The sequence below is a fragment of the Aminobacter ciceronei genome, assembly GCF_014138625.1.
Classification (GTDB): Bacteria; Pseudomonadota; Alphaproteobacteria; order Rhizobiales; family Rhizobiaceae; genus Aminobacter; species Aminobacter ciceronei.
The window spans coordinates 24,865-40,137 of sequence record NZ_JACJHY010000005.1 but is presented as its reverse complement, the minus strand read 5'-3'; the positions used below and the strand labels follow the sequence as shown (position 1 = coordinate 40,137).

Here is a 15,273-nt window from a genome sequence, read left to right as displayed (position 1 = left end):
ACGCAGCATCCGAACTGCCCCGAAATGCGATAGCGCGCTTCGGGGCCGTTCGGCGAGATGGGCATCATTCTTCGTCTGCCCTTGTAGTGCCACCCGGCAGGGCGTGGCAGCTAGCTGACCTTTGGGAGGCCCGAATGAATTCCAAGATCTATATCCACGAATATATCGACATCATCGGCGCCAACCGGGCTAACTACTTCAAACACATGACGACCGACTGGGGTCGGCACAGTGCCGAACGCCTTCAAAAATGCTTCGGCGTCTGGGGGACGCTCGGCAGCACGGGCCGTTGGCCACAAGTGGTGAACCTGTGGGAGTACGAAGACTGGGACAGCCTGGCTGCCAGTTTCGCGCATGAGACCGGCACGGACACGATGCAGGACAAGTCGCTTGAGATGTGGTGGCTCACGGCTCAAAATTACCGCAGTGGGGGCCTCGACCGATTGTTGATCGCAGCCCCTTACTCACCCGACATAGAGCAACTTTGTGCCGACGGCAGTGTGGTCGGCGCCAAGGTATTCCTGCACGAGACAGTCAATATCAAGCCAGGCCTGGCGCAGGATTATTTGCGGCTGGTGTCGGAGCATTGGCTTGGCCAGGCAATGGAATTGGGGCTGCAGCTTGTCGGCGCCTTTCGCACCGCCATGCGCAATGATTCCGAGGTCGTGCTTATCTGGGCCATGCGGGAATGGAGCGACTGGGCTCGCGTCGGCATGGCCGAAGACGGCGAGCCTTTCCGCACATGGCGCGCCAGGACCAAAGACATTGCGATCGACTGGGTCGGCCACCTGATGTGTTCGGCACCCGCCTCTCCATTCAAGACTGGAGTCCAGCCCTAGCAGGCGGGACGCCCGGCATTCCAGCGCCACTGCGCGCTTGCCGCGTCGGCGGGATTGATTGCGAGCACTCCTAGTTTACCAAATGCTGTTGGCTTTGAACCATCGCAATGGCTGCTTTCCACACCGACCTAGTGGTGTGCCAAGGCTGTCAGCCGATGACTGGAAATTGCAGCGTCTGCCTGAACGGCGAGAATGGGCGCAGGTCATTCACGAGCTAGCCTGTGTGGATCAGTCGACAGTCTTTCTTCCCATCTCTTTCGCGGCGGCTTACCATGCCTTTTGGCATAGGAGGCTTCGATGACATCAAGCTTCAACGTGCAGGATGCGGCCGGCTATGAGCAGTTGATGGGCCGCTGGAGCCAGAAACTCGCAATCCCCTTCATCGACTTTGCCGGCCTCGCCGATGGCGAGAAAGTGCTCGACGTCGGCTGTGGTACCGGCAGCCTGACCTTCGTGCTGGCCAAGGCTGCAAATCTCGGGGAAATCGCGGCCATCGACTTCTCGCCGGTCTTTGTCGCTGCGGCTCAGGCGCGCAATACGGATCCGCGCATAAAGATCAGCCAGGCCGATGCCTGCGCCCTGCCCTTCCCGGACAACAGCTTCGACCGCACGCTCGCGCTTCTGGTGCTGCATTTCGTGCCCGAGGCGCCCAAGGCGATCGCGGAGATGGCCAGGGTGACGCGGCCGGGCGGGGTGGTCGCGGCCGCGGTGTGGGATCATTATGGCGGCATGCCCGGCATGCGCATGGTCGTCGACTCGCTGGCAGCGCTCAGCGAAGCCGGCCGGCAACTGCGCGCCCGCTACTGCTTCCAACCGATGATGCAGCCGGGCGAAATGAAAGCCGCCTTCGCCGCGCAGCGGCTGTCAGGCGTCGAGGAATCCCAGCTTTTGCTGCGCATGGACTATGCGGACTTCGACGATCTCTGGGCGCCCATCGGCGCAGGCGAAGGTCCGATCGGCAAATTTATCGCCATGCTCGACCAGGCGGACAAGGCGAGCGCCGAAGCTGCCGTTCGCGATGCCTACGAGGCCGGCCGCCCCGACGGCCCGCGCTCCTTTGCCAACATCGCCTGGGCCGTGCGCGGGACTGTGAGCTGAATCGACGCCGGCAGATACAACGGGGCGACAGAGGCTTTCCTCAGTCCTTAAAGTACTGTCGCACCACAAGGCTGCCTTGCCGACACGGAACCACCTGGTTCGGCGGACTGACCATGAGGGTAGGGCAAACACCGGCGACGCGCTGGTCGCTCTTGGGAACGCAGGGCGTCGCCGCCCTCCCGACAAAAGGGAGGGCGAAGCCCCTTCAACCGACATCCAGCACGATCTTGCCGATGTGCTCGCCCTCTTCCATGCGTTCATGCGCCCGCCAGGCTTCCTTGAGCGGGAAGATCATGTCCATGACAGGCGCGACGCGGCGGACGGCCAGCAGCGGCCACACCTGGGCTTCGAGAGCTGCGGCGATGCCGGCCTTGAACTCGGTCGTGCGCGGCCTCAGCGTCGAGCCGGTATGGGTCAGCCTTTTGACCATCAGCTTCGAGAAATCGGCGCTCGCCACCGCCCCGCCTTGCGTCGCGATCTGGACGATGCGGCCGTCGACGGCAGCGGCATTGTAATTGCGGCCGACATAGTCGCCACCGACCATGTCGAGGATGACGTCGGCACCCTTGCCGCCGGTGGCATCCTTCACCGCCTCGACGAAATCCTCGTTGCGGTAGTTGATCGCCCGGTCAGCCCCGAGCTTGAGGCAGGCGGCGCATTTGTCGTCGGAGCCGGCGGTGACGATGACATAAGCGCCGAAGGCCGAAGCGAGCTGGATCGCGGTGGTGCCAATGCCCGACGAGCCGCCATGGATCAAAAGCGTCTCACCCGCCTTCAGCGCACCACGCTCGAACACGTTGTGCCAGACGGTGAAGAAGGTTTCGGGCACCGCCGCAGCTTCGGTGAAGGTGAAGCCCGTGGGCATGGGAAGCGCGTTGGTCTCGTGCACCCTGGCATATTCGGCATAGCCGCCGCCCGGCGTCAGCGCACAGACCGCGTCGCCGATGCGCCAGCGCGTGGCACCCTCGCCAAGTGCTGCTACCTCGCCCGACACTTCGAGCCCGGGCAGGTCGGAGGCGCCCGGCGGCGCGGGATAGGCGCCCTTGCGCTGCTGGACGTCGGGTCGGTTGACCCCCGCCGCATGCACCCGGATCAGGATCTCGCCGGCGCCCAATTCCGGCAGGTCGCGCTTCTCGGCCTTGAGCACGCGGGGCCCGCCCGGCTGGCTGATCGCCACGGCCAGCATCTTTTCGGGAAGTTTGGCAGGCTTGGCCATGTCTTTCGGTCTCCGCTGGTCCGGCGCGCCCCGGACTTTACATGTGGTTGAACGCACTATGTATTCGGATTGGCAAGTCAGGCAAACGCCTGTCTGCGATGGAGGTGTGCGAGATGGCGCTGTTCGACGACGAGCCGGTGAAGAAGAAAACCGTCCATGAGATCGGCCAGGATCTGTCGCTGCTGTCGGTCGGCGAGCTCAGCGAGCGCATCGCGGCCCTGCGCGCCGAGATCGGGCGGCTCGAGGCCGAGCTCACCGTCAAGGGCTCGACCAAATCGGCCGCCGAGGCGCTGTTCAAGCGCGGCTGAACCGCGCACCGCCACCGATATGCCCCAAACGGGTTATCATCAGGTGCCAGTGCCTAATTGATTCGTGGTGGGACTTCAGATGCTCGCAACCTACCGGCCGATCCTGTCGTTGCTCCGCGGCACCGCCTTCCTGCTCGCAGCATCGGGCCTGCATGGCCTGCTGCTGCCGCTGCGCGGCCAGGAAGAAGGTTTTTCCACCACCGCACTTGGCCTGATGGGCACTGCCTGGGCCGGTGGTTTTGTTGCCGGCTGCTATTTTGCCCCGCGTGTCGTCCGCCGCGCCGGCCATGTACGCGCCTTCGGCACCTTCGCCGCATCGGCCGCCATCATTGCGCTGCTGACCGGCCTGATCGTCAACGAATATGTCTGGATCCTGCTGCGCGCCTTCACCGGCTTCGCCATGGCCGGCGCCTTCATGGTCATCGAGAGCTGGCTCAACGAGCGCGCCACCAACGAGAACCGCGGCACCGTCTTCGGCCTCTACATGATGGTCACTTATGCCTCGATCATGGCCGGCCAGATGATGGTCGCCGGCGGCGACGTTACCAGCGCCTCGCTGTTCATGGTGACGGGCATCCTGTTCTGCCTGTCGCTGATCCCGACAGCCGTCTCCAGCGCCGCCCACCCCAAGCCGCTGCAGGACGTCTCGCTCGACATCAAGGGGCTTTACGCCAATTCGCCGGTCGCCTCCGTCGCCTGCTTCCTCATTGGTGTCGCCAATGGCGACTGGGGCACGCTCGGCGCCGTCTATGGCGCACGCATCGGCATTTCGACACCTGAGATCGCGCTGATGATGAGCCTCGTGGTCGTCGCCGGCGCAGCACTGCAGATCCCGATCGGCAAGGTCTCCGACCGAACCGACCGTCGTTATGTGCTGATCGGCGCCTCGCTCGCCTCGGCGGTAGCCGCCGTGCTGATCTTCCTGATGGCGCCGCGCTCAGGCGCCTTCGTCATCGCCATGACCGCCTGCTACGGCGCCTTTGCCTACACGCTTTATTCGCTGGCGGTGGCACATGCCAACGACCACGCCAAGCCTGAGGATTTCGTCAAGGTTTCGGGCGGGCTGCTGCTGCTCTACGGCTTCGGCACCATGGTCGGGCCGCTGCTTGGCGCCGGCCTGATGGATTACATGCGGCCGGAAGCGCTTTTCCTCGCGACAGCTGCCGCGCATTTCATGCTCGCCGGCTACACCGCGCTGCGCATCAAGCGGCGTGCGCCGGTGCCGATCGAGGATCGCGAGGCCTTCAAGACTCAGCCGGCCGACCGCAGCGCGACGCCGGAATCGCTGCGCCTCGACCCCAGGCACGAGGACGCCGCCTGACAGCAAGGTGGTGCGACGAGACGCCAGTACGGCGATTGCGACCGGTAGTTGAGATTTCGCCGATGTTGCGGCACAAATGAGCCATGACAACTGACGCGCCCTTCCTCGCCATATCGGATGCCAACCGGCGCCATCTGCTGGAAGAATTGCGGCGTGGCCCCAAGACCGTCAGCGAACTTGCCGCCGGCCTGCCGGTTTCACGCCCGGCGGTGTCACAACACCTCAAGGTCTTGCTCGACGCCGGCCTTGTCAGCGCCCGCGCCGAAGGCACGCGCCGGGTCTATGCGGTCAGCGTTGCCGGCTTCCGCAAGCTCAACATCTGGCTGGACCAGTTCTGGGACGCCTGAGGCTTTGTCCGGTGCCGCCTCGGAGGCGGTCATGCCCAGGAGAATGGATGCGCCAGTCCTATGCCGGGCAATAACGCGACGTACCAATGATGTGGCTGATCGCGGCAATGGCCTGGCGGCACCGCCGGCTCAACCACCGATACGCACGAGCATCCCGCTGCGGATGCGCTGTTCCGGTCATGCGATGATTTGGCTGATAAAGATCACCCTGATCCGGCGGCGATGTTGCTTCGCCGCCGGCTGTCGGGCCCTTGCCGAAAATCAGGGCCTTGCTGGAGACCTCGTGCCTGAGCCTAGTGCTGTGACTGAGCCTAGTGCTGCGTCGGGTCACCTTTCAGCTTTTCAATCTCGTCCTTGAGAGCCAGCTTGCGACGCTTCAGCGCTACGATTTGCAGGTCGTCCATGGATGGATGATTCATTGCTTCGCCGAGCTGGCGCTCGACGTCACCATGTTTGCGCTGGAGTTCTTCAAGATGGGAAGCAAGAGACATGATTGGTTCTCCCTTTCATGGTTTCCTCGATGCTCCGGGCACAGCCCTGCCCACCGCAGACAGTGCTCTGTGACGGAACCATGACAGTCTGCCATCCCCCGTCGGCGATGTCGAATAAAGTGTGGTAGCATTTCCTGACAGCGTGAAATGTGATAAGGGCTTCGCGCCGGTGACAAGGAGTCGCCGACCCCGCCTTAGGAGCGCCCCGGGTGCGCCAGTGAGTTTGCAGACGGTAGACATGTCGGAACAGGAACAAGCCGAGATTCGTCTCGAGTTTGCACGCTTGAAGCAGGACCATGCGGATTTTGATGCCGCAATCAACGCGATGATCGCGATGGGCTGCGATACGTTGCAGATCCAGCGGATGAAGAAGAAGAAGCTGGTCCTCAAGGACAAGATCAGCCAGATCGAAGACCGCATCATCCCCGACATCATCGCCTGAGAAACCGCCATTTTCGGACGGCCTTTGGTTGCGATGGCAGCGCATTTCGGTTAAGCGCAGGCTTATCAAGCAGGGGTGCCGCGCGTGAGCAAAGACAGGGTCGACGTCGCCATCATCATGGGGAGCCAGTCTGACTGGGCGACCATGCGCCATGCCGCCGAATTGCTCGAAGTGCTTGGCATCGCCTTTGAGGCACGCATCGTCTCGGCCCACCGCACACCCGACCGTCTTTACGACTTCGCCAAGGGCGCCAAGGCAGCAGGCTTCCGCGTCATCATCGCCGGCGCCGGCGGTGCGGCCCATCTTCCCGGCATGACTGCAGCCATGACCTCTCTGCCGGTGTTCGGCGTGCCGGTCGAATCGAAGGCCTTGTCGGGCCAGGATTCGCTGCTTTCCATCGTCCAGATGCCGGCCGGCATCCCCGTCGGCACGCTTGCCATCGGCAAGGCCGGTGCCGCCAACGCGGCACTGCTTGCCGCGGCCGTGCTTGCCCTGTCCGACGACGCGCTCGCCGCAAGGCTCGACGAATGGCGCGCTGCCCAGACCGCACGGGTCGCCGAACAGCCGACGGACGACGCGTGAGCGCGCCCCTTCCCCTCGGCGCCACCATCGGCATCATCGGCGGCGGCCAGCTCGGCCGCATGCTGGCCATGGCGGCGGCTCGCCTCGGCTACCGGACGATCGTTCTGGAGCCCCAGGCCGACTGCCCGGCAGCCCAGGTCGTCAATCGCCAGATCGTCGCCGCCTATGACGACCCCGCCGCTCTCGACGAACTGGCGCGCGCAAGTGCTGTCGTCACCTATGAATTCGAAAACGTGCCGGTTGTCGCTGCCGAACGGCTGGGCCGCACGATCGCCGTCCACCCGCCAGCACGCGCCCTCGAGGTTGCCCAGGACCGGCTCGTCGAAAAGACATTCATGAACGGGATCGGGATATCCACAGCCGGCTTCCGGCCTGTGGACAACGATGCCGAGCTGGCGGAGGCGCTGAAGGCCTTCGACGGCAGCGGCGTGCTGAAGACCTGCCGCATGGGTTATGACGGCAAGGGCCAGATGGTCTTCCGCAACGTGACGACAGGCGGCTTCGACGGCGCCTGCGCCTCGCTCGGCAATGTGCCGCTGGTGCTCGAATCCTTCGTTGCCTTCGAGCGCGAAATCTCGATCATCGCGGCGCGCGGCACCGATGGCAGCATCGCCGTCTTCGACCCGGCCGAGAACGTGCACCGCAACGGCATTCTGGCGACCTCGACGCTGCCGGCCACGATCGGCAGCGAAACAGCCATGGCAGCACGTGACGCGGCACGCAAGATCCTCACGGCACTCGATTATGTCGGCGTCATCGGCGTCGAGTTCTTTGTCCTTGCCGACGGCTCGCTATTGGTCAACGAGATGGCGCCGCGGGTACACAATTCAGGCCATTGGACCGAGGCGGCCTGCGTGGTCTCGCAGTTCGAGCAGCACATCCGCGCCGTCGCCGGCCTGCCGCTCGGCGACGCCAACCGCCACTCCGACTGCATCATGGAAAACCTGATCGGCGACGACATCGAAAGGGTGCCGGCCCTGCTGGCCGAGCCCGACGTCGCTGTGCATCTCTACGGCAAGGCCGAGGCCCGCCCCGGCCGCAAGATGGGCCATTTCACCCGGCTGTTGCCGCGCCGCTAAAAGACAGCCGCCAGCAATGGGCTGACTGCACCTGTGGCTGCGCCGGCTCGTCGTGCCGCCAAACTCACGCAGCAGGCCTTTGCATCGAACCGAAGAAGCCGATGATGCGCGTTATGCGCTTCTGGTCGCCATCGACAAAGGCGATGTCGAGGCCCTCGGGCGGCGATGATCCGTCGGGCATCACGAACTGCCACGCGAAGCGCGCGATGCCATGATGAACATCGACGTCACTGGTGCGCAGAATGCGGGCACCGGGATGCCTGGCCTGAATTCCCGCGATATGCGCAAGCAGCTCTTCCACGCCTTCGGCATGGACCGAGGGGTCGGTGTAGGTTGCACCCTCGCTCCACACCGAAAGCAGCAGGGCTCGCCGCTGCCCGGCATTCTCCGTGGACCAGGCAGAGCAATAGGTGTCGACGAGAAGCGTCAGAGACATTCCGTTTCCTTCATATCAAGTGATGGCATGAGGCTGGCCGACAGGTGGCCAGCCTCCTCGCTGCGCTGGCTCTCAGGCGGCCTTACCCATGAACTGCGACAACGCCGCGAAATCTCCATGCAACTGGCCGGCTGCAATCGCCCGCTGAAAGAAGAAGCCGTAACCGTCAACCACGGCGCGGTCGATGCCACGCGCATCCATGAGTTCCAGGAGGTGCTGGAACGCACTGTGATGGATGGAAATCGACGAAAGGGTCTCCTCGTCGCTGGCAAAACGGCCGGCATCGGTACGCTTGATGAGGTCAGTGACGAGCCCCTCGACAACGGGCGCTGTCGCCGTCCACTGCCGGCTCAGTTCGCCCAGATCGATGTCTTCGGCCTGGCTCACGGCAATGGCGTTGAGCGCTCCGAACAATGCACCCCACATCAGGGCCAGCAAAGCGCTATCAAGCGCATTGGCACGTCCAGGGTCTTGTCCGACATGCTGGACATTACCGCCCAACGCGCGAAAGACGGCCTCGTTGTCCCGAAAGGCCTGTCCCTGCCCCGAGACCAGGATGGTGCCCGCATCGGTGCCGATGAAGTCAGGCGTTGCCATGATCGCACCATCGAGATAGCCGGCGCCGTGCCTGCCACACCACTCGGCGGCATCGCGCGCACCCTGTGGCGTTCCCGACGTCAGGTCGACGATCAGCTTGCCGCGGACGGCGGAAGCGACTGCATCGTCGCGCAGGATGCCTGCAGTCGCCTTGTAGTCGCTGACATTCACGATGATGACTTCAGCTGAAGTCACGGCCTCAAGTGCTGAAGATGCGACAGTTGCGCCGAGCAAGGCGAGCGGTTCGGCCTTGTCTTTTGTACGATTCCAGACCGTCATGCGATGATCCGATGCAAGCAGGGCGCGGGCAAGGGCCGAGCCCATGCGTCCGGTTCCCAAAACGGCGATTGAACGCTTCATTCCAACTCTCCATATCAACTGGCGGCGCCACGACGCGACGTCTGTCGCGACGTCGTGGAGGTATGGTGAGATGGGCGGCACACAATACGAACCCGGGCGTAAGTAGTCACCTGGCGGTAAGGAGAGCAGCATGGACAAGACGGCGGACAATGGCTTTGTAGCGGCTGTCAGGATGACCGAAGGCAAATGGAAGATAGACATTCTTTGCCAGCTCGGAACGGCATCACGCCGATTCGGCCGGTTGAGGCAGTCGATTCCCGGGATCAGCGAAAAGATGCTGGCGCAACAATTGCGCGAACTGGAGGCCGATGGGCTCGTCGACCGGAAGGTCTATTCGGAATTGCCGGCCAAGGTTGTCTACTCGCTCACCGAACGCGGCGCAGCCCTCAACGCGGCAGCAGAATCACTATGCCGCTGGGGCGCGCAGTTCGGTCTTCCCTGCGATATCAAGAACAAAGCCGAATACGCCTGAGACGAGACCTCTGCCGCGGACTACCGGCCTACTGGCCCGGCACTGGACAGCTGAGGTCGCCCTCCTCGCATTTGAGGTAGCTGCCGAGTTGCGTCACACGCGCGTCGGTCAGTCCCTGCAGGCAGCCGGAATGGATCATCGGCTGGACCGATCCGCCTTCGACGCCGGAGGAGGCGAACTTGCATTCAGCATCGAGGAAGGCGATCCAGGCGCGCTGCGAATCCTGTAACAGCTTGCGCGCGCCGGCGTTGTCGGACAGGCGCTTCATGATGTCACCATAGGCGACATTCAGCTTGGCGTCTGACGCCGCGTAGTCTTGGGCCGCACAGATGTTCATGCCCATCTGGGTCTGGTCGTTGCGGTCGCACTCCTCGGCCGACGCCACCGATGCCACCATCACGCCGGCCATTGAGATCAAGAGAATCGAATGCCGCATCTGCCTCTCCGTTGTCTGACGAGCGGGAGGATTCCAGCGAGGCTGTCCACTGGCAAGTCCCCGTCCCGGCACGGCCACGACCATTGCCGGCAAAAAAGCCAATCAATCCGCCATGCTGTGCCCTGTCGCGGTTGACTGGCCAAGACTCCTCGTCTAAGAGCTACTCACACAAATTGGGCGCGCACTTTGGGCGTGCTTTTGGTTTCGGCCCGGAAGATGGGCCCCATCTGACGGGTTAGTGACATGAAGATCAAGAATTCGCTCAAGGCGCTCAAGGGCCGCCATCGTGACTGCCAGCTGGTTCGTCGCAAGGGCCGTATCTACATCATCAACAAGACTGCGCCGCGCTACAAGGCCCGCCAGGGCTGATGCTCGCCCGGCCACTCACGGCCGGCGCATCACGGCAATTTCAGTTTGACGTTCCCATGCGGGGGTCTAGAATTTCCGCATGCGGAGCGTTTTTGCCTTTTTTGTCCTGACCATCGCGGCAACGCCGCTGCCGCTCCAGGCGTTTGCCCAGACGAGCGGCGATACCGTCGTCGCCAAGGCCGACACCCAGCTCGATTCGCTGTTTTCCGACCTCAAGCGTGAGCGCAACGAAAAGGCCGCCGAACGCCTCGCCAACCGGATCTGGGAAGCCTGGTACAGGTCTGGCAGCGCTTCCGTCGACCTCATGATGCTGTGGGCGCAGCAGGCACTGGAAGCCAAGAAGTTCGACGTTGCCCTCGATTTCCTCGACCAGGTCGTGACCCTGCAGCCCCAATATGCCGAAGGCTGGAACCGCCGCGCCACCGTGCATTTCATGATGGGCAACTTCCGCAAGTCGATGACCGACATCGAACGCACGCTGGAGCTCGAGCCGCGCCATTTCGGCGCCCTCTCCGGCATGGCCCAGATCATGGCTGCCACCAACCACAACGAGCTGGCACTGCAGGCCTGGCAGCGCGTTCTGGTCATCTACCCGATGCTGCGAAATGCCCAAAACGAGGTTTCGCGGCTGGAGGAAGAGCTTGCGGGCGAAGGGATTTGAGAGGGGAGTAAGGCAATAGGGCAGTAAGTCGCCGATTGATGCCCCATTCCCCCTACTCCCTTACTGCCCTATTCTCCTACTCCCCTACTTCGCTACTCCCCTCCAACGAGCCGCATGAACATCCTCACCTTTGTCCTGGTCCTGCTCGTTGCGATCGTGCTTGCGCTTGCCGGCTTTACCGGCGTGGCCTCATGGCTGATCGAGCGCCTCAATCCGCCGGTGGGCAGCTTCATCGACATTGCGGGCGCCAACATCCATTACGTCCATGTACCGGCGCCTGTTGGCGCGGAGCTGCCGCCGCTGGTCTTCATCCACGGCGCATCCGCCAACCTGAAGGACCAGATGCTGCCGCTCAGGCCACAATTCGAAGGCCGCGCCGAGATGCTGTTTTTCGACCGGCCCGGCCATGGCTGGTCCGAACGCGGGCCCGGCAGCAACGAGACGCAGGAAGGGCAGGCCGCGACCATCGCTACCCTGATGGACAGGCTCGGTGTCAAGGACGCCATCATTATCGGCCATTCGTTCGGCGGCTCGATCGCGGCGACCTTCGCCCTGGAGCACCCTGAGAAGACGCGCGGGCTGCTGTTCCTGTCGGCGGCAACGCATCCTTGGCCGGGCGGCGACACCTCCTGGTACTACAGCCTGAGCGCCAGGCCGGTGGTCGGGCGGCTGTTCGCCGCGATGGTTGCCAATCCGGCCGGGCTGATGCACATCGATGCGGCCACGACCTGCGTCTTCTCGCCCAACAAGGCGCCCGATGTCTATGTCGACGAAGCCTCCATCAAGCTGGTGCTGCGGCCGCAGCCGTTTCGCGCCAATGCGATTGATGTCGAGGGCTTGTACCGGCACGCGCTGAAGACGGCGCCTCGCTATCCCGAAATCAAGGCGCCGACTGTGGTGCTGTCGGGCGACGCAGACACAGTCGTCTACGAGGAGATCCATTCGATCGGCCTTGCCCGCGACATTCCTGATGCCGAGCTGGTCTGGGTCAGGAACCTCGGCCACAAACCCGACTGGGTGGCACCTGATCTGGTCGCGGCAGCGGTTGAAAGGCTCGCCGGCCAACCACGTGACCTGCAGGCGATGGCGCGGCAGGTCGAGGCCCGCATTGCCGGCGACGCGTTCGGGACGGATATGTGCGTGAACGAGAAGGCGCCAAACTAAGGGAGTAGGGGAATAGGGGAGTAAGGGAACATCGAGAACGAGGAGGACGGCTTGAGCCGCCTACTCCCCTACTCCCATGAATTACCTGCTGCCTTTGCCTTCCGGCCCGACATAGGCGATGCGCAGCATGTTGGTCGAACCAGGGGTACGGAGCGGCACGCCGGCGGTGATGATGACGCGATCGCCGCCAGCGGCAAAGCCTTCGTTGAAGGCGACGTTGCAGGCGCGGTCGACCATGTCGTCGAGATCCACCGCATCCGGCGAGACGACGCAATGCGTGCCCCAGAGCAGCGACAGGCGGCGCGCGGTGGCGAGGATCGGCGACAGCGCGATGACAGGCACCTGCGGCCGTTCACGCGCCGCGCGCAGCCCGGTGGTGCCCGAGGCGGTGTAGGTGACGATTGCCGACAATTTCAGCGTCTCGGCGATTTCGCGCGCCGCAAGTGAGATGGCGTCGGCGCCGGTCGCTTCCGGCTGCGAACGCTGGGCGTTGATGATGCCGGGATAGGTCGGATCCTTTTCGACCTGCTGGGCGATCCGGTCCATGGTCGCGACCGACTCGACCGGGTACTGGCCGGCAGCCGACTCGGCCGACAACATGACGGCGTCGGCGCCTTCGAACACCGCCGTTGCGACGTCGGAAACTTCAGCACGGGTCGGCACCAGGGCCGTGATCATCGATTCCAGCATCTGGGTGGCGACGACCACAGGCTTGCCGGCACGGCGAGCCGCGCGGGTGATCTGTTTCTGGATGCCGGGCACGGATTCGATCGGCATCTCGACGCCGAGATCGCCACGGGCGACCATCAAGGCATCGGACAGCTCGATGATTTCGGCCAGACGGGCAACCGCCTGCGGCTTCTCGATCTTGGAGAGCAGGAGCGCGCGCCCTTGGGCAATCTTGCGCGCCTCGGCGAGGTCCTCGGGACGCTGGATGAAGGACAGCGCGACCCAGTCGACGCCGGTTTCGAGCACCGCGTCGAGGTCCTTGCGGTCCTTTTCAGTCAACGCGCCGACCGGCAGGTCGGTGTCGGGCAGGCTGACGCCCTTCTTGTCGGAAATCTTGGTGCCGGCAACGACCGTGCAGACGATCGACTTGCCGTCGGTCTTGGTTGCCCTGAGCTCCAGCTTGCCGTCATCGATGAGCAGACGGTGGCCGGTCTGGACCGACTTGAGGATTTCAGGATGCGGCAGGTGGACACGGCTCGACGTGCCGAGGTCGGGGTTGTCGTCGAGGGTAAAGGTCTGGCCGACTGATAGCTCTTCCTTGCCATTGGCGAACTTGCCGACGCGGAGCTTGGGTCCCTGCAGGTCGGCGAGGATGCCGATGGGCCGGCCAACCGCCTCTTCGACCGAACGGATACGGCCAACAAGCGTGCGCATCGAATCGTGGTCGGTATGACTCATATTGATGCGGAAGACATCGGCGCCCGCATCGAAGAGCTTGCGGATCATGACCTCGTCGGAAGAGGCCGGACCGAGTGTGGCGAGTATCTTGACCTTGCGGCTACGTCTCATTGACCGTTCGTTCCCGAGGCGGCCGCATTGCCGCCCGTTGCGGGCTCGTCGGTGAGCTGGACCATCCAGTTCGCCTGCTCGCCCGTGTCGTATTCCTGGAAGCCGGCACGCTGGAAACCGCGTGCTACGCAATCGGTGACCCCGGCAACCTTGAACTCTTTTTCAGCCACGCACATGTTGATGGGGCCGTCCCAGCGTCCGCCCCGCTCGGCATCTTCTGCATAGAGATAATAAAACCTCGATGACAGCGGGCCTTCGATCAGCGTCTTGCAGGTCTGCCCTTCGATGTGCCACCAGCCTTCGGTGATCCACCCCGCCTTGGCGCGATAGCCGATGCCGACGCCGACGAGGCTCTGCGTCGCGTTGCAGACCCTGAAATCGGCACGCGCAGGCGTCGCGGCAACGGAGGCAAACAGGGGAACCGCCAGGAAAAGGAAAAGCAATGCGAAGGCTGAGCGTACGCGCGGCCCCCCGGCAAGTTCCATCCCCAAGCCCCTCTTCGACGTATTTTTCATCTTCTGGTGCCCTTTTCGGCAATGTGCAAGCGCATGTCAACGCATGGCACGGCGCTTATCCAATCGATTTAGATGCGCTCGGCCGCCGTGATTTGCCGCCCCATCTGGCATATTCGAAAAAAGGTTGGCAAAACAACGGCGTTAGCACATATCCCCACAGCTGCAACGGCGTCAAAACCTACACCGAAGCCGTGCCGAAGGACAATTTGCCTCCGATGACGCGAAACACTCTCTTTGCCCCGTTCGAAATCATCGACGGCGACCGCGCCCAGGGGCTGGTGCTTTTGTGCGACCATGCCCGGCGCGACCTGCCGCAGGAATATGGTGATCTCGGCCTGCCGCCCGAGGAGTTCGAGCGCCACATCGCCTATGACATCGGCGCCGAACAGGTAACCCGCAAGCTGGCGGCGATGATCGGCGCGCCGGCGGTGATGGCCAATTTTTCGCGCCTTCTGATCGACCCCAATCGCGGCGAGGACGACCCGACCCTGATCCGCCAGCTCTATGACGGCTCGGTCATCCCGGGCAATTACCCGATGCCCGGGGAAGAGCGCGAGCGCCGGCTCGACACTTTCTACCGACCCTATCATGACGCTGTCGGCGCCATGATCGCCTCGGTGCACCGGCAGACCGGTACGGCACCCTTCATCCTCTCGGTGCATTCCTTCACGCCTGTCATGCAGGGCCGTATCCGGCCGTGGCATGCCGGCGTGCTGTGGGACATGGACCATCGTGCCGCCTGGCCGCTGATCGAGATGCTGGCCGAGGACATCGGCTTGGTCGTCGGCGACAACGAGCCCTATGATGGGGCGCTGCGCGGCGACACCATGTACAAGCACTGCATCGTCAATGGCTTTGCCCATGCGCTGATCGAAATCAGGCAGGACCTGATCGGCGACGACGCCGGAGCCGGAGCCTGGGCAGATCGGCTGGCGCCGATCGTTGACGCGATCAACCGCCGTGCCGACATACACGAAGTCAGACAATTCGGCTCGCGCACCGGGCCGCTGTGAAGGAGGTTA

At 63.5% G+C, this 15,273-nt stretch carries 20 protein-coding genes; 13 read left to right on the top strand and 7 right to left on the bottom strand.

The features are described from left to right. Nucleotides 1-134 precede the first annotated feature (134 nt). Both HNQ95_RS06950 and HNQ95_RS06945 read left to right on the top strand, forming a co-directional pair. The gene (locus tag HNQ95_RS06950) at nt 135-839 is read left to right on the top strand and encodes a hypothetical protein (RefSeq protein ID WP_067957014.1); all 705 of its coding nucleotides are present in this window, start codon (nt 135-137) and stop codon (nt 837-839) included. Nucleotides 840-1,136: 297 nt separating this feature from the next. After that, entirely contained in the window at nt 1,137-1,937 is an 801-nt protein-coding gene (locus HNQ95_RS06945) for a class I SAM-dependent methyltransferase (protein WP_182573736.1), read from the top strand. 205 nt (nt 1,938-2,142) lie between these two features. Here the strand turns inward: HNQ95_RS06945 and HNQ95_RS06940 are convergent, their stop codons facing one another. Then, nucleotides 2,143-3,153: an NAD(P)H-quinone oxidoreductase gene (locus HNQ95_RS06940; RefSeq protein ID WP_182573735.1), complete on the bottom strand. Its 1,011-nt coding sequence runs from the start codon at nt 3,151-3,153 to the stop codon at nt 2,143-2,145. Between the two features lie 113 nt (nt 3,154-3,266). Here HNQ95_RS06940 and HNQ95_RS06935 point away from each other — a divergent pair, with 113 nt between their 5' ends. The 3 genes from HNQ95_RS06935 (at nt 3,267) to HNQ95_RS06925 (ending at nt 5,129) form a co-directional block, all read left to right on the top strand. Then, complete coding sequence (locus HNQ95_RS06935; RefSeq protein WP_182573734.1) at nt 3,267-3,461, top strand: DUF1192 domain-containing protein; 195 nt, start codon at nt 3,267-3,269, stop codon at nt 3,459-3,461. A gap of 79 nt (nt 3,462-3,540) precedes the next feature. Next, nucleotides 3,541-4,782 (top strand): MFS transporter, encoded by a 1,242-nt coding sequence (locus HNQ95_RS06930; RefSeq protein WP_182573733.1) that lies wholly within the window; start codon nt 3,541-3,543, stop codon nt 4,780-4,782. 83 nt (nt 4,783-4,865) lie between these two features. Beyond that, complete coding sequence (locus tag HNQ95_RS06925; protein WP_067957002.1) at nt 4,866-5,129, top strand: ArsR/SmtB family transcription factor; 264 nt, start codon at nt 4,866-4,868, stop codon at nt 5,127-5,129. Between the two features lie 311 nt (nt 5,130-5,440). Here HNQ95_RS06925 and HNQ95_RS06920 read toward each other — a convergent pair whose 3' ends face one another. Next, on the bottom strand, nt 5,441-5,620 hold the full coding sequence (locus HNQ95_RS06920) for a YdcH family protein (protein WP_067956999.1): 180 nt from the start codon (nt 5,618-5,620) through the stop codon (nt 5,441-5,443). A 238-nt stretch (nt 5,621-5,858) separates the two neighbouring features. Here HNQ95_RS06920 and HNQ95_RS06915 point away from each other — a divergent pair, with 238 nt between their 5' ends. The 3 genes from HNQ95_RS06915 (at nt 5,859) to HNQ95_RS06905 (ending at nt 7,723) form a co-directional block, all read left to right on the top strand. Continuing rightward, entirely contained in the window at nt 5,859-6,062 is a 204-nt protein-coding gene (locus HNQ95_RS06915; RefSeq protein ID WP_067956996.1) for a YdcH family protein, read from the top strand. Between the two features lie 117 nt (nt 6,063-6,179). Beyond that, a complete protein-coding gene (purE, locus tag HNQ95_RS06910) occupies nt 6,180-6,644 on the top strand; it encodes a 5-(carboxyamino)imidazole ribonucleotide mutase (protein ID WP_210283730.1) in 465 nt (154 codons plus the stop codon). Continuing rightward, a complete protein-coding gene (locus HNQ95_RS06905) occupies nt 6,641-7,723 on the top strand; it encodes a 5-(carboxyamino)imidazole ribonucleotide synthase (protein ID WP_283936443.1) in 1,083 nt (360 codons plus the stop codon). The genes purE and HNQ95_RS06905 overlap by 4 nt, the downstream gene beginning before the upstream one ends. Before the next feature lie 64 nt (nt 7,724-7,787). Here HNQ95_RS06905 and HNQ95_RS06900 read toward each other — a convergent pair whose 3' ends face one another. Both HNQ95_RS06900 and HNQ95_RS06895 read right to left on the bottom strand, forming a co-directional pair. Continuing rightward, nucleotides 7,788-8,159: a hypothetical protein gene (locus tag HNQ95_RS06900; protein ID WP_067956993.1), complete on the bottom strand. Its 372-nt coding sequence runs from the start codon at nt 8,157-8,159 to the stop codon at nt 7,788-7,790. A 72-nt stretch (nt 8,160-8,231) separates the two neighbouring features. After that, nucleotides 8,232-9,248, bottom strand: a complete 1,017-nt coding sequence (locus HNQ95_RS06895; protein ID WP_246340618.1) for an NAD(P)-dependent oxidoreductase — start codon at nt 9,246-9,248, stop codon at nt 8,232-8,234. On the opposite strand from HNQ95_RS06895, the gene HNQ95_RS06890 reads away from it, so the two are divergent. Next, on the top strand, nt 9,247-9,588 hold the full coding sequence (locus HNQ95_RS06890) for a winged helix-turn-helix transcriptional regulator (RefSeq protein WP_067956986.1): 342 nt from the start codon (nt 9,247-9,249) through the stop codon (nt 9,586-9,588). The genes HNQ95_RS06895 and HNQ95_RS06890 overlap by 2 nt on opposite strands. A 28-nt stretch (nt 9,589-9,616) precedes the next feature. Here the strand turns inward: HNQ95_RS06890 and HNQ95_RS06885 are convergent, their stop codons facing one another. Further along, on the bottom strand, nt 9,617-10,024 hold the full coding sequence (locus tag HNQ95_RS06885) for a lysozyme inhibitor LprI family protein (protein WP_182573731.1): 408 nt from the start codon (nt 10,022-10,024) through the stop codon (nt 9,617-9,619). Between the two features lie 243 nt (nt 10,025-10,267). On the opposite strand from HNQ95_RS06885, the gene ykgO reads away from it, so the two are divergent. The 3 genes from ykgO to HNQ95_RS06870 all read left to right on the top strand — a co-directional run bounded on the left by ykgO (nt 10,268) and on the right by HNQ95_RS06870 (nt 12,218). Then, on the top strand, nt 10,268-10,393 hold the full coding sequence (gene ykgO / locus HNQ95_RS06880) for a type B 50S ribosomal protein L36 (RefSeq protein WP_018429929.1): 126 nt from the start codon (nt 10,268-10,270) through the stop codon (nt 10,391-10,393). 79 nt (nt 10,394-10,472) lie between these two features. Next, nucleotides 10,473-11,054, top strand: coding sequence for a tetratricopeptide repeat protein (locus HNQ95_RS06875; RefSeq protein ID WP_157096998.1), 582 nt, complete (start codon nt 10,473-10,475; stop codon nt 11,052-11,054). Nucleotides 11,055-11,168: 114 nt separating this feature from the next. After that, nucleotides 11,169-12,218, top strand: coding sequence for an alpha/beta fold hydrolase (locus HNQ95_RS06870; RefSeq protein ID WP_182573730.1), 1,050 nt, complete (start codon nt 11,169-11,171; stop codon nt 12,216-12,218). An 81-nt stretch (nt 12,219-12,299) separates the two neighbouring features. Here the strand turns inward: HNQ95_RS06870 and pyk are convergent, their stop codons facing one another. Together pyk and HNQ95_RS06860 are read right to left on the bottom strand one after the other, a co-directional pair. Then, nucleotides 12,300-13,736 carry a pyruvate kinase gene (gene pyk, locus HNQ95_RS06865; protein ID WP_182573729.1) on the bottom strand — a complete coding sequence of 479 codons (1,437 nt, stop codon included), beginning with the start codon at nt 13,734-13,736 and terminating at the stop codon, nt 12,300-12,302. Further along, nucleotides 13,733-14,221, bottom strand: coding sequence for a DUF1036 domain-containing protein (locus HNQ95_RS06860; RefSeq protein ID WP_067956963.1), 489 nt, complete (start codon nt 14,219-14,221; stop codon nt 13,733-13,735). Before HNQ95_RS06860 ends, pyk begins: the two co-directional genes overlap by 4 nt. A gap of 245 nt (nt 14,222-14,466) precedes the next feature. Between HNQ95_RS06860 and HNQ95_RS06855 the strand changes: the two genes are divergently transcribed. Then, nucleotides 14,467-15,264: an N-formylglutamate amidohydrolase gene (locus HNQ95_RS06855; RefSeq protein ID WP_182573728.1), complete on the top strand. Its 798-nt coding sequence runs from the start codon at nt 14,467-14,469 to the stop codon at nt 15,262-15,264. Nucleotides 15,265-15,273 lie beyond the last annotated feature (9 nt).

Excerpts from the sequence above, each read along its gene's own strand:
- HNQ95_RS06950 (WP_067957014.1), top strand. The coding sequence starts at position 135 with ATGAATTCCAAGATCTATATCCACGAATATATCGACATCATCGGCGCC.
- HNQ95_RS06945 (WP_182573736.1), top strand. The coding sequence starts at position 1,137 with ATGACATCAAGCTTCAACGTGCAGGATGCGGCCGGCTATGAGCAGTTG.
- HNQ95_RS06940 (WP_182573735.1), bottom strand. The coding sequence starts at position 3,153 with ATGGCCAAGCCTGCCAAACTTCCCGAAAAGATGCTGGCCGTGGCGATC.
- HNQ95_RS06935 (WP_182573734.1), top strand. The coding sequence starts at position 3,267 with ATGGCGCTGTTCGACGACGAGCCGGTGAAGAAGAAAACCGTCCATGAG.
- HNQ95_RS06930 (WP_182573733.1), top strand. The coding sequence starts at position 3,541 with ATGCTCGCAACCTACCGGCCGATCCTGTCGTTGCTCCGCGGCACCGCC.
- HNQ95_RS06925 (WP_067957002.1), top strand. The coding sequence starts at position 4,866 with ATGACAACTGACGCGCCCTTCCTCGCCATATCGGATGCCAACCGGCGC.
- HNQ95_RS06920 (WP_067956999.1), bottom strand. The coding sequence starts at position 5,620 with ATGTCTCTTGCTTCCCATCTTGAAGAACTCCAGCGCAAACATGGTGAC.
- HNQ95_RS06915 (WP_067956996.1), top strand. The coding sequence starts at position 5,859 with ATGTCGGAACAGGAACAAGCCGAGATTCGTCTCGAGTTTGCACGCTTG.
- purE (WP_210283730.1), top strand. The coding sequence starts at position 6,180 with ATGGGGAGCCAGTCTGACTGGGCGACCATGCGCCATGCCGCCGAATTG.
- HNQ95_RS06900 (WP_067956993.1), bottom strand. The coding sequence starts at position 8,159 with ATGTCTCTGACGCTTCTCGTCGACACCTATTGCTCTGCCTGGTCCACG.
- HNQ95_RS06890 (WP_067956986.1), top strand. The coding sequence starts at position 9,247 with ATGGACAAGACGGCGGACAATGGCTTTGTAGCGGCTGTCAGGATGACC.
- HNQ95_RS06895 (WP_246340618.1), bottom strand. The coding sequence starts at position 9,248 with ATGCTGCTCTCCTTACCGCCAGGTGACTACTTACGCCCGGGTTCGTAT.
- HNQ95_RS06885 (WP_182573731.1), bottom strand. The coding sequence starts at position 10,024 with ATGCGGCATTCGATTCTCTTGATCTCAATGGCCGGCGTGATGGTGGCA.
- ykgO (WP_018429929.1), top strand. The coding sequence starts at position 10,268 with ATGAAGATCAAGAATTCGCTCAAGGCGCTCAAGGGCCGCCATCGTGAC.
- HNQ95_RS06875 (WP_157096998.1), top strand. The coding sequence starts at position 10,473 with ATGCGGAGCGTTTTTGCCTTTTTTGTCCTGACCATCGCGGCAACGCCG.
- HNQ95_RS06870 (WP_182573730.1), top strand. The coding sequence starts at position 11,169 with ATGAACATCCTCACCTTTGTCCTGGTCCTGCTCGTTGCGATCGTGCTT.
- pyk (WP_182573729.1), bottom strand. The coding sequence starts at position 13,736 with ATGAGACGTAGCCGCAAGGTCAAGATACTCGCCACACTCGGTCCGGCC.
- HNQ95_RS06860 (WP_067956963.1), bottom strand. The coding sequence starts at position 14,221 with ATGGAACTTGCCGGGGGGCCGCGCGTACGCTCAGCCTTCGCATTGCTT.
- HNQ95_RS06855 (WP_182573728.1), top strand. The coding sequence starts at position 14,467 with ATGACGCGAAACACTCTCTTTGCCCCGTTCGAAATCATCGACGGCGAC.